This is a genomic window from Rathayibacter sp. AY2B3 (genome assembly GCF_002931755.1).
Classification (GTDB): Bacteria; Actinomycetota; Actinomycetes; order Actinomycetales; family Microbacteriaceae; genus Rathayibacter.
Window position 1 is genome coordinate 23,249 of record NZ_PSUG01000003.1, and the last position, 13,845, is coordinate 37,093.

Here is a 13,845-nt window from a genome sequence, read left to right on the forward strand (position 1 = left end):
TGGCGCCGACCCCCGGGGAGGAGGGGTCGCGTCGGTCCTGACGCGGATCAGGCGGGGCCCTCCTGGAGCCAGCGGCGGAAGGTCTCGACCGAGTCCCTGTTGGTGGCGGTCGGGACGATGTGGCCGCCCTGGTAGCCGGCGCTGCTGTGATACGCGATCGTCGCCTCCTTGGCGACGGGAAGCGCCAGGCGGCGCAGGCGTCCGCCGTGGAGCTCGGCGGGAGCGAGCTCGTCGGCCGTGCCGGCGCTGACGCGCAGACGAACGCCCTGCCAGGCGGACTGCGGCAGACGGGCGGGGTTGGTCGCGCGCATCAGCGCCCGGTCTCCCCCGTAGACGGCGAGGACGCGGTTCGGCTGGCTGTCGTCGCGCGCCGCGAGGTCCTCGACGTCGAAGACGCTGCTGGCGTGGTACGCCCCGTAGATGTTCGGCACCATCTTCTTCGCGTAGGCCCAGCACATCATCGCTCCGCCGCCGGAGTTCGAGCGGAGGAAGCTCCCGCGGACGTTCCAGAGGTTCTGCACCCAGGCCGTGGCGGCCGTCTGCACGGCGAGCGCGGTGGGGTTGGTGTAGTTGCTCGGGCCGCCGAAGTCGGGGCTGATGCTGACGAAGCCGAGGTCGACGAGCGGGTCGGCCGAGTAGCTGTACGCGTTGTCGAGCGCTTTGTAGCTGCTGCCGCTGGCGTGGTAAAACCAGGCCACCGGCACCGGGGAGCCGGATCCCGGCTTCGCCGAGTGCGGGACGAAGAGACGCGTGGAGTCGTTGCCGATCTTCACGTCGATGATCTCGTACGGCTTCCTGCCGTTCCTCGAGATCGCGGTGTCGAGGCGCGAGACCTCGCCCGGGAGCCTCGGGATGACGCTGTAGTTCGGCGCGGCGAGCGCGGGGGTCGCCACGAGAGCGGAGGCGGTCGCGGCGGCTCCGACAGCGGAGGCGGCGAGCAGGAGGCGGCGCGAGAGGCCGCGCGGGGTGTCAGTCATATCGAGAATCCTTCGGAGCTTTCGCCATCAGTGTCGAGTCGGCCGACCATTCCGAATTCGACGCACATGAAGTGACGTCCGGCCCCCCAACCCATTCGAGAGTGTACGGGCCGCGGATGACGCGCGGATGTCGTTCTCATCACGTCTGGTCGCTCGGGCGGGGATCAGCGGGAGGAGGGGAAGAGTCGGCGGGAGAGGCCCGAGGACTTCTCGGCCGTCTCGTGCACCACGAAGGGCACGGCGGAATCGGCGGAGACGACCCGCCTCGCCGCGGCGAGTTCGAGCGTCTCGCGGGAGAGGCCCTCGATGTCGACGGTGACCGCGAGGCCGGAGTCGGCCAGGCGTGTGGCGATCTGCACCTGGTGGTCGTCGACGTGCTCGCCGAACGAGGCGCGGCGCGGAACCAGGATCGGCACCCGGCCCTGCTCGATGGCGCTGAGCGCGGTGCCCACTCCCCCGTGCGCGATGACGACGTCGGCCGCCTTCATCGCGGCGTTGAGCTCGTCGTGCGGCACGGAGTGGCGGCCGTCGATCCCGAGTCCGGAGACGTCGTTCGCTCCGGTCTGCCAGAGCACCTCCACGCCCTCGAGCAGCGGCGCGAGCGCGGCGAAGAAGCGGGGGAACGGGTAGCCGTCCTGCGTGCCGACCGAGACCACGGCGCGGCGGATCGGCTGCGGGACGACGTCCTCGACGCGGTAGGTGTCGAAGATCGAGCCGCCGAAGCTCCAGCGGTCGTCGGCCCAGGAGCGGTACTGCGTGTAGGTCGAGACGGCGGGGACCCGGGCGAGGATCCGACCGGTCATCGACGGGCCGAGCACGCGGGCGGCGCTCTCGATGTAGTGCGCGGGGATGCCGCGCGAGGCCGCGAGCGGGAGGAAGGAGAGGGCGGGGCTGGCGCCGGTGCTGAAGACGGCGTCGAAGGAGCCGCGGGCCAGCAGGGAGCGGGCGATCATCGCGTTGCGGAGCACCGGCACCACGGCGCGGGGCGGCGGATCGGCGAGGTGGGTCACGCGCCGGTCGGCGAGGAGGGTGCGGCTGAGGGCGCTGTCGACGGTCGCCCAGTGCTGCTCCTCCGGGTCGACTCCGAGGAGCCCCGACAGGGCGAACATCTCCTTGAGATGCCCGCCGCCGGAGCAGACGAAGAGATACGAAGCCATACGCGCCTTCACTGGTGATGATCGAGATAACAGGCGTGTGGATGATCGATCGTCCGCCGAGAACGACCCCCGGTCCCTGGTGCAGAAGTCGCCCGATCATAGCAGGGAGGGCACCTGAGGGGTCCTTGTCTGAGAGAACAGTTCATCTCGCCGGAAAGCGATAGGGGCTCATTCGGCAGACGATATCCGCTCACTTCTCCAGCGGGGCGGAAGCGATATCCGCTCGATTCGGGGGAACTCGGGAACGTCGGTCGGCACCCCGATAGCGGACTGGCCGATTCCCGTCGATCACCTGCACCGCACGGGCCGCGCGCGTAGCGTCGGACCACCGGCGCAGAGGCCGGTCGACCCAGGAGGAGCGCCATGAGCGACAACGAGCAGAACAGCCCCGTGATGGACGGAGCCGAGGACGCCGGCAGCGACGAGAAGCTCGGCGGCCTGATCGACCAGGTCGAGCACGACCACGGAGCCGAGGGCGCCGGCGCGATGGCCGACGCACTCCGCGCCCGCGCGGACGAGACCGGCACCGAGATCGCCGAGGAGTCGGACGCGACCGGCCCGGTCGAGGACAGCGGCACCGCCCAGGTGTGAGCGACGGGGCCCGGAGGACGACTCCGGGCCCCGTCGCTCCCGCGCGTCACCGGAGGCGCGGGTGCGAGTCGAGCGGTCGGAGGTGCCGGAGGATCGCGGCCGCGACCGCCCCGGGGGCCTCCCGCTGCACGAAGTGGCCGACGCCGCTTCGCGCGGGTGAGCCGCATCGCGTAGGCGGCCCGGGAGCAGCCGAGCACCTGCGCGGCCTCGGCCTGCGGGAGGTCCTCCCAGACGTGGAGGGCCAGAGCCTCCTGCTCGGCGAGGGGGAGCCGCTTCCACGCGCTCTCCAGGTCGAGGCGGTCGCCGACCGACGGATCCGCCTGCTCCTCCGGGGCGAGGGTCCCGATCCGCACGGCCAACGCCTGCCGGCGGTTCTCGCCGCGGGCGGCGTTGAGGATCGCGTGCCGGGCCGTGCCGTGCCGAACAGCCAGGGCCGCACGTTCTCCGGCAGGTCCTGCCGGCGACGCCAGGCGGCGAGGAAGGTCTCGCCGACGATGTCGTCGACCGTCGCGGCGGGAGCGCGGCGGCGGACGATACGGAGCAGGTCGTCGTAGTGGGCGCGGTACAGCTCGGAGAAGTCGTCTCGGGAGCGGATGCTCATGGTTCCCCTTTCGCGGAGTCACAGGTACATGTCCGGCTGCCACGGCGATGCGACATCCGCGGCGGGAGTCCTGCAGGCGCGGTGGCCGCGGCGTCCTGCGCGGCGCTCCGTGTCCGGGCAGGATCCACTGCGCGAGGGAGGTCCTGCACGCAGCAGGCGGCGATCCGCGTCGACCGCCCGCCGGAGGGGACGGGCCCTCGGCGGACCGCGGGCTGTCGGACGTGCTGGGCGTCGCGCTCGTCGGCGCGGTGCAGAACACCGTCGTCGCCACCGCCCTCGGCGGGGTGGGGGCACTGCTCTTCGGATCCGCCGCCGCCCTCGCGGGCGGGCTCCCGGTCGGCCTCGCCCGGCGCTGAACGGCTCCGCTCCGACTAGGCCGCGACCCCTCCCTCGGGGATCGGGGACGGACGGTCGTCACCGAGGAGCGGCGCCTGCTCGGGCTCGGCGGCGACGACCATGTCGCGCCCGGACGCGGGGGTGAGGAGCTCGCGCAGCCAGAGGCGGTTCACGGCGTTCAGCCGGGGATGATCGAATCGGTACTCCAGCACCGCGTTCGGCTGCACGAGGATCGCGTGCGAGGGCGGCTCCGACTCCTGCAGCGTCCTCCAGGTCAGGCGGAACGGCTGTCCCTGCTCCATCCGCGCGCGCACCGCGATCCGCACGTGCGCGAGCGTCCGGTCCTCGAACTCGATCCGGCGCCGCCAGGCACCGAAGATCAGCACTCCCACGGGGGCCCTCCTCATCTTCTCGGTCGAGCAGCCCGCGGGACGGCGGGGGCGGCGGGCACGAGGCTCGCAGGGCCGGAACGCCATCGGGCGGACCGGTCGTGGGGACCGGAGTAGAGGTGGGTCCGAGGCTAGTCCCTTCCCGGCGATCCGCGGACGGAGTGCGCTCCCCCGTCAGTCGGCGAAGATCGCGCCGACCGGCTCGCGCTTCTCGGCCTGGAAGCGGTCCTCGGCGCGGCCGAGAGCCCAGTAGGCCGAGAGCGAGAGCGCCCGGCGCTCCACGCCCCACTCGTCCTGCAGGAGGGCGCGCAGCTGCTTCATCGCGGTGCGCTCGCCGTGCGCGAAGACCTCGAGCACGCCTGCGGGCCTCGGCTCGGCCCGCACGGCGGCGACGAGCGACCGGCCGGCCTCGAGACCGCCGCGGTGCAGCCAGCGCACCTCCACTCCGGCCGGAGCGGGAAGATCGAGCTCGTCGGCGGCCGAGTCCACCTCGATCAGGACCAGGCCGCGGGCGTGCGCGGGCATCCCCTCGAGGGCGGAGGCGATCGCCGGCAGAGCGGAGTCGTCGCCGAGCAGCAGGTGCGCGGCCTCGGGGTCGGCGCTCGGGGACCAGGCGCCGCCGGGCGCGGAGAGGGCGATCCGGTCGCCGGGAGCCGCGGCGAGCGCCCACGGCCCCGCCACTCCCTCGTCGCCGTGCACGACGAAGTCGACGGCGACCGAGCGCTCCTCGAGGTCGACCGAGCGGACGGTGTAGGTGCGGCGCACGGGCAGCTGCTCGGGGGCGACGGTCGCCCGGAGCGCGTCGAGGTCGAAGGGCGGCTGGAGGTCGGAGCCGCGCGGCGGGAGCAGGAGCTTCACGTAGCGGTCGGTCGCAGCGAGTCGCTCGGGGTCGGACTCGGCGAGGAACGCGTCGAGCCCGTCGCCGCCGAGGTGCACGCGGACCAGGTGGCCGGTGAGGCGCTCGGTCCGGAGCACGGTGAGGACGTGCTGGCTGCGGGCCCGGCGCGGGCGGTCGGGGGACGGGGCGGCGTCGGTCATCCGTCCAGCATGCCGGGTCGGGCTCGGTGCGGGCCGAGTGCGGGGCGCTCGCGCGCGCGGGCGGGAGGGAGGCGCCGAGGGGTCGCGAACGGTCGCTTCGGCAGGGCGGAAGGGACCGTTCGTGACGCATCGGAGCAGGCCGGGGCACGGCCGGGACGTCGCGGCGGTGCCGAGCGCGAGGCGGCGGCGGCGCAGAGCGGGCGGCGGCGGCGCGGAGCGGGCGTCGGCGGCGCGGGCGTGCGCTGATCCGTCGCGAGCGGCCCGTGCAGGAAGGCGGGACGGGCCGTTCCCGACGGATCGCCGCGGGGCGGCCCGAGATCCTGGCCGACAGAGCGGAGCGGGCGGCAGCGCGCGACCGGCGACGAGGCCGGGCGGCGGGCGGCCCGGCCGGGCGGCCGGTGGCGCGAGGTGCGCTCGCGCGGGGCGCGGCGGCCGGCGCGCGCCTACTCTCGCGGGATGACTGCGACGGCTCCGCGACTCCGGCACGACCGCCTGGTCGCCCCCGACGTGCTGCGCGGAGTGGCGGTGGCGGCCATGCTCGTCGCCCACGCGATGCCCCTCGTGCCGAGCGCGCGGACGGGACCCGTCGGGTTCCTGGCCTGGAACGTGAACGACCTCGCGTCGCCGCTGTTCGCGCTGGTGATGGGGATGTCGGCGGCCCTCGTGCTCGCGCGGCCCGGCGCCTCGCCCGGGCGGGTGCTGCTGCGGAACGCGATCCGCGGGGCCGTGCTCGTGGCGCTCGGCGTCTGGCTCGAGACCTGGGGCAGCTGGATCGCGATCGTGCTGCAGTACCTCGGCGTCGTGCTCGTGCTCGGCACGCCGCTGCTCCTGCTCCGCTCGCGGGTCGTCGCCGCCGTGGCCGCCCTGCTGGCGCTCGTCGCCGGACCTCTGAACGCCGCCGTGGCCGCCGCGGCACCCGGCTCGCCGCTCACGCTCTGGCTGTTCACGGGCCCGAGCTACCGGGTGACGAACCTGCTCCCCTTCTTCCTCCTCGGCGCCCTGCTGCTGCGCCACGGTGCCCGGCGCGACCGGCTGCTGCCGGTGCTCGCGACGGTCGCCGTCGTCGTCTACCCGCTACGGCCGCTGATCGAGCTCCTGCTCGGCCTCGAGTCGCCCTCCGGCAGCCTCCCGGACACCCTCCACGACCTCGGGCTCGTGCTCCTGGCCTACGTCGCGGTGGTGCTGCTGACCACGTCGCGCTCCACCGCGGTCCGACGGCTGCTGGTGCCGCTCCGGGCGATCGGCACGCTCGCGCTCTCGGTCTACGTGCTGCAGGTGGCGCTCGTCGCGGCACTCGCCCGGGCGGGCCTCGGCTACTCCGCCGACACCCCGCTCGCCGCTCTCGCCCTGGTGCTCGGGCTGTGCGCGGCCGCCGTGCTGTGGTGGCGGTTCCTCGGCGCCGGCCCCGTCGAGCAGCTGACCGCGCGGCTCACCGGGCTCGTGCCGCGCTGAGCCGCCGGCCGCCCGGGTGGGCCCGCGGCGAGGACCGGAGTCCGGGACCGCCCGCAGCGACCCCGCAGCGCCCGACGGCCCGCGCGCGAGCGCAGGCCGCCGGACGTCCCCTCCCTCAGCGCGCGAGCGCCGACGCCTCCTTCGCGAGGGCCGGGCCGTGCGCCGCGAGCACCAGGTCGCGCACCGCGGTGGCCGGGAGCGACGCGGCTCCGGCCGGCAGCAGGTCCGCGTCCGAGGCCAGCACGAGCGGAGTGTCGGCCGACGAGGACGGCAGTCTCCCGTGCGTGCCGCGCACCAGCGACGCGTCCAGCGGCACCAGATTCATCGCGTAGCGCAGCCCCAGCGCCTTCTTGGCCAGGTTGCCCGCCGCCTTCGCCTTCACCAGCGGGTCGGCCGGATCGAAGAAGAGCTCGGCCGGGTCGTAGCCGGGCTTGCGGTGGATGTCGACGCCGCGGGCGAAGTCGGGCGCGCGGTCGTCGTCGAGCCAGTAGTAGTAGGTGAACCACGCCCCCGGCCGTGCGACCACGACGAACTCGCCCGAGCGCTCGTGGTCGAGTCCGTAGCGGGCCTGCGCCTCCCGGTCGAGCACCTCGTCGACCCCGTCGAGCCCCTCGAGGATCGAGCGCACCCGCGGCAGGTCCGCCGCGTCCTGCACGTAGACGTGGGCGACCTGGTGGTCGGCGACGGCGAACGCGCGCGACGTCCACGGGTCCAGCTGCTCCCGGCCGTCCTGCACGTAGACCTCGAGCAGGCCCTCGCGCCGGAGCGCCCGGTTGACGTCGACCGGGGTGTCCGCGTCGGCGATCCCGTACTCGGCGACCACGATCACCGAGGCGCCCAGCGCCTCCGCGTCGTCGAGCAGCGGAGCGAGCACCACGTCGAGCTCCGAGGCGGCCCGGCGCGCCTCGGGCGAGTCCGGTCCGAAGCGCTGGAGGTCGTAGTCGAGGTGCGGCAGGTACGCCGTGGTCAGCTCGGGCGGTCCGGAGCCGTCGCCCGCCAGCACGTGCCGGGTGGCGTCGACCATCCACTGGGTCGAGCGGAGCGACGCGGTCGGCCCCCAGTACTGGAACAGCGGGAACGCGCCGAAGCGCGAGACCAGCTCGTCGTGCAGCGCCGGCGGACGCACGTACGCGTCCGGCGACTTGCGGCCGTCGGCGTGGTAGATCGGGCGCGGAGTGACGGTCACGTCGGTCGTCGCCCCCATCGCGTACCACCAGCCGATGTTGGCCGCGCGGTACGGCTCCCCGCTCAGGCGGCGCGCGGTCTCCCAGACCTTCTCCCCCGCGACCAGGCGGTTGTGCTGGCGCCACAGGTGCACCTCGCCGAGGTCGCGGAAGTACCAGCCGTTGCCGACGATCCCGTGCTGCGCGGGCATCGAGCCGGTGAGCATGGTCGACTGCACGCTGCAGGTGACCGCGGGCAGGACCGTGTCCAGCGGCAGGCGCCCGCCCCCGCGGGCCAGGCGCGAGAGGCGGGGCATGTCGGCGAGCGCCGTCGAGGTCAGCCCGACCACGTCGAGCAGCAGCACCGGCCTCACAGCGCCGCCGCCTGCGGGATCAGGGGCGCCAGCAGCGCCTCTCGGGAGGCGGGCGTGAGCAGGTGCGCGGCCGCCCAGGCGAGCTCGGCGCCGATGCCCGTCGAGAGGTCGCTCGGGGCGTCGGCGAGCACCGACCAGGTGTAGGTCTCGACGTCGAGGTGGATCTCGTCGTAGGGCCAGGCGGCGTCGACCGCCGAGACGGCCTCCGCCAGGACGGCCGTGGTCGCCGAGAGCGGCGCCTCCGGCCGGTGGTGCAGCGGCACGTGGAAGTGCACGCGCCAGGGACCGGTGCCGGGGAGCGTGTCCAGCGCCTCGGGCAGGTCGTCGACGCGGAGCACTCCGTGGATCCCGTTCTCGCGGGTCTGGTGCAGGTAGCGCTTCTCGACGAACGGGGTGAGCGCGGCGCGGCCCGAGGGGTCCTCCAGGTGGAGCGCGGCGGAGGCCTGCACCTTGACCACGCGCAGGCCCGCGTCGCGGATGCGGCGCACGGCCGAGGCCGGGTCGGCGAAGGAGACGGCGAGGTGGCAGGTGTCCAGGCAGACGCCCACGTAGGCCGGGTCGACCACTCCGATCCGCGGGTGCAGCCAGTCGACGACGTCGTCCACGGTGTCGAGGATGCAGCCGGGCTCGGGCTCGATCGCCAGGCGGATCGCGTGGCCCGTGGAGCGGCGCAGGTCGCGCAGCTCCTCGACGAGCCGGGCGAGGTTGCGGCAGGCCGCCTCGTCCTGCTCCCGTCCCCAGCCCTCGCGCCAGCCCAGCGGCAGCGTCGAGATGCTGCCGTCGGCGCCCGCGGGCAGCAGGTCGGCCAGGATCCTCGCGCAGTCGATCGTGTACTGCAGGCGCTCCGGGGTGGTCCAGTCGGGGCGGTAGACGTCGAGCTTCACGACCTCGGCGTGGAACGCCGCGTACGGGAAGGCGTTGAGCGTGCGCACCTCCAGGCCGTTGCGCTGCAGGGCCGCGCGGAGGACGGCGCGGTCCTCGGCGCTGGCGACCAGGCGGGCCGCGAGGTCGCGCGGGATCCACAGGCCGACTCCGACCAGGGCGAGCCCGGCGGCCACGCGCGCGGGTCCGGCGTACACGTCGAGCTGGCGGACGACTCCGGCCAGGTCCTCGGCGGGATGGACGTTGGTGCAGTAGGAGAGATGCATCACACGACCTCCGCCACGCGCGGCGCGCCCCGGAGCACGGAGTTGCCCTCGAAGGTGCGGCCGGCCGACTCCTGCACGTCGAAGCCCGCGACGGGCGAGAGGTCCAGGCGTCCGCTCTGCCCGTAGAACTCGACCGGGTTCTGCCACAGCAGCCGGTCCACGTCGCCCGCGCTGAAGCCGGCGACGAGGAGGAGGCGGCCGGTCTTCGCGGTCGTGAGCGGATCGGAGCGGCCCCAGTCGGCGGCGGAGTTGACCAGCACGCGGTCCAGCCCGATCCGCTCGACCAGCGTCACCAGGCGGGTCTCGTCCATCTTGGTGTCGGGGTAGATGGAGAAGCCCATCCAGCAGCCGGAGTCGCGGACCGCGTCGACGGTGACCTCGTTGAGGTGGTCGACGAGGACCTGCCCGGGCTCGAGCCCCGAGTCCGCGACGACTTCGAGGGTCCGGCGGGTGCCCGACTCCTTGTCGCGGTGCGGGGTGTGCACCATCGCGGGGAGGCCGTGCTCGCCGGCGAGCTCGAGCTGCTGGCGGAAGACCTGGTCCTCCTCCGGGGTGAGCGAGTCGTAGCCGGTCTCGCCGACCGCGACGACGCCGTCCTTGGCGAGGTAGCGGTCGAGCTCGGGGAGGACGGCCCGGCAGCGCGGGTCGTTCGCCTCCTTCGGGTTGAGCCCGATGGTGCAGTGGTGGCGGATGCCGAACTGCGCGGCGCGGAAGCGCTCCCAGCCGATCAGGGCGTCGAAGTAGTCGGTGAACGAGCCGACGTTCGTGCGCGGCTGGCCGAGCCAGAAGGAGGGTTCGACGACCGCGCGGACGCCGGCGTCGAACATCGCCTGGTAGTCGTCGGTGGTGCGGGAGGTCATGTGGATGTGCGGGTCGAAGATGCGCATCGTCGCGCCTTTCTCATCGGTGGTGGTGCCCCGCGGTCGGGGCGGCGTTCGGGGGCGGTCAGCTCGGCAGGAGCACCGCCAGATCGTCCGGGAGCGGGCGCCCGGCCGCGCGGCGCTCGTCGGCGAAGCGGCCGGCCATCGCGCGCAGCTCGGCGTCGCTGCGCTCCTCCAGCCCGGCGACCGCCGCGAGCGGGATGCCGAGGAAGACGAGCTTGAGCACCCCGTGCCGCCAGGCGTGCGCGTCGAGGTGGCGGCGGGCGAAGGACCCCATCGCCACGGCGACGAGCCGGGTGTCGTTGGCGCGCAGGGCGTCGGCGGTCAGCTCGAGGCCGGCGAGGGTCGTCGCCGGTCCCGGGTCGCCGAGGGCGTTCAGCCCGGCCAGCACTCCGCGGCGCTCGGCGCCGTCCCCGCCCCGGTAGAGGCGGAGGAGGAGAGCGGCCAGGTCGTCGTCGCCGAGCGCCTGCGCGGCGGCCTGCACCAGGGAGGCGCGGGCCGCGTCGTCGTGCGTGCCGTGGACGAGGCCGTGCGGGTCCTCGGCGGGCCGGAGCGGCTCGCGCCCGGCCTCGCGGCCCGCCGCGGGGAAGAAGCGCTCGATCCGCGACGGGCGCTCGAGGACGGCGGTGCGGGCGGCCGCGGTCCACGGATGCTCGGCGTGCGTCGAGGCGCCGCCGAGCGCCTCCTCCATCGCCGCGAGGCTCGCCACGGCCAGGCGGGGCGCGTCGTGCGAGTGCCGGGGCAGCTCGACGGCGGCGATCCCGCGGTAGCCGATCTCGGCGAGGGTCGCGAAGGCGGCCGCGAGGTCGAGCGATCCGGTGCCGAGCTCGAGGTGCTCGTGCCGCTCCGGGAGCATGTCGTCGACCTGCACGTTCAGCAGCAGGTCCCCGGCGCTGCGGAGGGCTCCGACCACGCCGTCCGGCTCGACCACGACGCAGTGGCCGAGGTCGACCGTCAGCCCGACCGACTCCGGATCGCCGAGCTCGCGGCGCAGCAGCAGCGCGTCGGCCACCGTCTCCACCAGCATCCCCGGCTCGGGCTCGACGGCCAGGCGCACGCCGTGGCGCTCGGCCGTCGCGACGACGCCGCGCATCCGCTCCACGAGCAGCCTCCAGGCCGCCGCCGCATCGGCGCCCGCCGGGACGACCCCCGACCAGAGGGAGACGGCGTCGGCGCCCAGCAGGGCGGCGATCTCGATCGCCCGCTCGAGGAAGCGGACCCGGGGGCCCGCCTCCTCGTCGACCAGCGTGGGGCGGTGCTTCGCGAACGGGTCGAGCAGGTAGCGCGCGCCCGTCTCGACGACCACGCGCAGGCCCAGCTCGTCGAGCCGCGACCGGAGCGCCAGCGTCCGCTCGCGCCAGTCGGCTGCGAAGGGATCCAGGTGCGGGTGCCCGAGGGTGAGCGCGACGGCGCGGTAGCCCGCGGCGTGGATCACCGTGAGCGCGTCGTCGAGCGCGTGGTCGGCGAAGCCGTTGGTGCCGTAGCCGAGGACGGGTCCGGTGGCGCTCATGTGATGTCCGCCGTCCGCGGGCGGCGGAGCAGGAGGGAGCCGAGCGCGTCGAGCGCGAGCAGCGCCGCCCCCAGCTCCGGCCGCTTCAGGCCGGCGAGCGCGGCCTGCAGCGGGATCATCCCCGTGATGCCCGCGCGGGTGGCCGTCCGCGCGGCCGCTGCCGTCGGCGTCCGCACGGCCTGCAGCTGCGCGGTGAGCACGAGCAGGAGCCAGCGCCCGAGGCCGGCAGCGACGACCGCGGCCGGGGCGGCCCGGCGCTCGGCCAGGGCGCCGGCCGCGGTGGACAGCGCGATCGCCGCGGTGCCGGTCGAGACCGCTCCCGCCGCGACCGGAGTGGTGCCGTGCACCTCGCCGCGCGAGAGCACGGTGACGCCGAGCGTGTGCGCGGCCACGGCGGCGGAGGCGGGGCCCGCCGCGCGCACGCCGTCGACGCCCGCGCCGAGCAGCACGTCGAGACCGCGGCAGGCCGCCATCACGACCGGGCCCAGCGGAGTCGGCTTCGCGAGCAGATCGTACGACCAGATCCCGGCCGCGAGCGGCAGCGAGAGCGCGAGCGAGCGCCGCCCGTCCACGACGGCCGCGACGGCGATCCCCGCCGCGGTCAGCGCGGCCGCCGTGCCCAGCGCTGCCGAGCGCCGGATGCGCCCCGAGGGGATGGGCCGCTCGGGCCGCTCCCGGGCGTCGAGCTCGGCGTCCGCGTAGTCGTTGAGCGCCATGCCCGCCGAGTAGAGCAGCGCCGAGGACAGCGGGAGCGCGAGAGTGCGCACCCCGACTCCGCGGTCCGCCCAGGCTCCGCCCGCGACGGTGTCGCCGATCACGGTCAGCGCGGCCTTCGCGCGGACGAGCTCGAGGTAGTCGCGCAGCTCAGCCATCGCTCCGCGTCCCGCTCGTCACCGGGGTGCGGCGCTCGGCGACGAGGACGCCGGTGCGGGCGGACCAGGCCACCAGCTCCGCGGTCTGCTCGGCGAAGCCGTGCACGTCGCTGCCCCACGGGTCCTTGAAGAAGAAGCCGAGCTCGCCGACGGGGCCCGAGACGCCGGCCTCGTCCGCGAGCGCCAGCAGGCGGGCGAGGTCGAGGATCAGCGGCGCCGCGAGGGCCGAGTCGTACGCCGACCAGATCGTCTGCACCGTGATCCGCGAGCCGAGGAAGCCCTCGGCGTGCACGTGGTCCCACGCCGTCTTGACGTCGCCGAGGTCCGGCACGTTGTCGATGTGCAGCGGAGTGACGACCTCGTCGCCGAGGAGGCTGCGGAGACCGCGGTTCTTCGAGACGAGCTTCGAGCGCACCGCCTCCGGGTCGGCGAGGGTCTGCCCGTCGCCGCCGCCGAGGAGGTTCGCTCCCGCCCACGAGAGCACGCGCATCCCGCGCGCCGTGAACATCGGAGCGAGCACGCTGCGGAGCAGGGTCTCCCCCGTCTTGCCGTCCTGGCCGGCGATCGGGATCCCGGCCTCGGCCGCCCACTCCTCCAGGGCCGGCAGAGCCAGCGCGGTCGACGGGGTGAAGCAGGCGTAGGCCGCGCCCGCGACGACGGCCGAGAGGGCGGCGATCGAGCTCGGCGGCAGGAGGCGCTCGCCCGGGCGCGCGAGGGCGGCCCGCAGGGCGGCGAGGTCGTGGAACTCCGGTCGGTCGGCCGGCAGCACCTCGGTCGAGGCGACGTCGATCACGACGACCCGGGCCAGGCCGTGGCGCTCGCGGAAGGCGACGATGTCGGCGGCCCTGCGGTCGATCTCCTCCTGCTGCGACGCGGCGTCGGCGGGGGCGAGGCGGATCTCGGCGTCGGTCGCGTCGATCCGGTCGGCCACCTCGGCGACGACCGAGGTCGGGAACATGCCGCCGGCCGCGAGGCCCGTGGCCTTCTCGAGCAGCGGAGTCGGCGAGACGTCGTGGCCGCCGACGACGATGTCGGCGAACCCGGCGAGCGGGACGTCCTCGAAGGCGGGGGTCGCGGTGGCGCAGCCCGAGCTGGGCGCGGCTCCGGCGGCGATGGCGTGCAGGCCCACGGCGGCCGTGGTGGCGACGCTGCCCCGGGCTCCGATCAGCCAGAGGCCGATGCGCCCGCTCGATCGGGGGGCGCCTATGGTGGTGGTGTCGGACGAGGTCATCGTTCTCTCCTGTCTGGAAGGGCTTGCTGGGCGGCGATCGCGGGGGCGCACCCGGGCGATCGGAGTGGGGAGGGGCCTCGGCGGGGCACGGGGCGCGCCGCCGGATGGCCGTCTTGCGCACGACC

13 protein-coding genes and 2 pseudogenes are annotated in these 13,845 nt (G+C 74.9%); 3 read left to right on the plus strand and 12 right to left on the minus strand.

Annotation, left to right across the window (positions count from 1 at the left end; genetic code table 11):
• Positions 1-47: 47 nt before the first annotated feature.
• Together C5C24_RS02110 and C5C24_RS02115 are read right to left on the minus strand one after the other, a co-directional pair.
• Complete coding sequence (locus tag C5C24_RS02110) at positions 48-977, minus strand: S9 family peptidase (RefSeq protein ID WP_104281023.1); 930 nt, start codon at positions 975-977, stop codon at positions 48-50.
• 164 nt (positions 978-1,141) lie between these two features.
• The gene (locus C5C24_RS02115) at positions 1,142-2,134 is read right to left on the minus strand and encodes a glycosyltransferase (protein ID WP_104275869.1); all 993 of its coding nucleotides are present in this window, start codon (positions 2,132-2,134) and stop codon (positions 1,142-1,144) included.
• A 363-nt stretch (positions 2,135-2,497) separates the two neighbouring features.
• Between C5C24_RS02115 and C5C24_RS18160 the strand changes: the two genes are divergently transcribed.
• A complete protein-coding gene (locus C5C24_RS18160) occupies positions 2,498-2,725 on the plus strand; it encodes a hypothetical protein (protein ID WP_219812811.1) in 228 nt (75 codons plus the stop codon).
• A 152-nt stretch (positions 2,726-2,877) separates the two neighbouring features.
• On the opposite strand, the pseudogene C5C24_RS18610 reads toward C5C24_RS18160, so the two are convergent.
• Together C5C24_RS18610 and C5C24_RS18615 are read right to left on the minus strand one after the other, a co-directional pair.
• Positions 2,878-3,078, minus strand: a pseudogene (locus tag C5C24_RS18610) (sigma factor-like helix-turn-helix DNA-binding protein); the annotation flags it as partial.
• A gap of 68 nt (positions 3,079-3,146) precedes the next feature.
• Positions 3,147-3,326: pseudogene (locus C5C24_RS18615) on the minus strand (RNA polymerase sigma factor); the annotation flags it as partial.
• A 221-nt stretch (positions 3,327-3,547) separates the two neighbouring features.
• Here C5C24_RS18615 and C5C24_RS17785 point away from each other — a divergent pair.
• Positions 3,548-3,682 (plus strand): DUF3566 domain-containing protein, encoded by a 135-nt coding sequence (locus C5C24_RS17785; RefSeq protein ID WP_181135456.1) that lies wholly within the window; start codon positions 3,548-3,550, stop codon positions 3,680-3,682.
• Between the two features lie 15 nt (positions 3,683-3,697).
• Here C5C24_RS17785 and C5C24_RS02125 read toward each other — a convergent pair whose 3' ends face one another.
• Together C5C24_RS02125 and C5C24_RS02130 are read right to left on the minus strand one after the other, a co-directional pair.
• On the minus strand, positions 3,698-4,054 hold the full coding sequence (locus C5C24_RS02125; protein ID WP_104304181.1) for a hypothetical protein: 357 nt from the start codon (positions 4,052-4,054) through the stop codon (positions 3,698-3,700).
• A gap of 171 nt (positions 4,055-4,225) precedes the next feature.
• Positions 4,226-5,089, minus strand: coding sequence for a siderophore-interacting protein (locus C5C24_RS02130; protein WP_104281025.1), 864 nt, complete (start codon positions 5,087-5,089; stop codon positions 4,226-4,228).
• Between the two features lie 456 nt (positions 5,090-5,545).
• Here C5C24_RS02130 and C5C24_RS02135 point away from each other — a divergent pair, with 456 nt between their 5' ends.
• Positions 5,546-6,541, plus strand: a complete 996-nt coding sequence (locus C5C24_RS02135; RefSeq protein ID WP_104304182.1) for a DUF418 domain-containing protein — start codon at positions 5,546-5,548, stop codon at positions 6,539-6,541.
• Positions 6,542-6,656: 115 nt separating this feature from the next.
• Here the strand turns inward: C5C24_RS02135 and C5C24_RS02140 are convergent, their stop codons facing one another.
• From C5C24_RS02140 to C5C24_RS02165, 6 genes are read right to left on the minus strand one after another with little or no spacing between them, the layout of a single operon-like run.
• A complete protein-coding gene (locus C5C24_RS02140; protein ID WP_104304183.1) occupies positions 6,657-8,078 on the minus strand; it encodes an alkaline phosphatase family protein in 1,422 nt (473 codons plus the stop codon).
• Positions 8,075-9,226, minus strand: coding sequence for a metabolite traffic protein EboE (gene eboE / locus C5C24_RS02145; protein WP_104304214.1), 1,152 nt, complete (start codon positions 9,224-9,226; stop codon positions 8,075-8,077). The genes C5C24_RS02140 and eboE overlap by 4 nt, the downstream gene beginning before the upstream one ends.
• Entirely contained in the window at positions 9,226-10,113 is an 888-nt protein-coding gene (locus C5C24_RS02150) for a TatD family hydrolase (protein ID WP_104304184.1), read from the minus strand. Before C5C24_RS02150 ends, eboE begins: the two co-directional genes overlap by 1 nt.
• Before the next feature lie 58 nt (positions 10,114-10,171).
• Complete coding sequence (locus tag C5C24_RS18290) at positions 10,172-11,617, minus strand: EboA domain-containing protein (protein ID WP_104304185.1); 1,446 nt, start codon at positions 11,615-11,617, stop codon at positions 10,172-10,174.
• On the minus strand, positions 11,614-12,489 hold the full coding sequence (locus C5C24_RS02160; protein WP_219812813.1) for an SCO3242 family prenyltransferase: 876 nt from the start codon (positions 12,487-12,489) through the stop codon (positions 11,614-11,616). Before C5C24_RS02160 ends, C5C24_RS18290 begins: the two co-directional genes overlap by 4 nt.
• Positions 12,482-13,720: an inositol-3-phosphate synthase gene (locus C5C24_RS02165; RefSeq protein ID WP_104304186.1), complete on the minus strand. Its 1,239-nt coding sequence runs from the start codon at positions 13,718-13,720 to the stop codon at positions 12,482-12,484. The genes C5C24_RS02160 and C5C24_RS02165 overlap by 8 nt, the downstream gene beginning before the upstream one ends.
• Between the last annotated feature and the right edge of the window lie 125 nt (positions 13,721-13,845).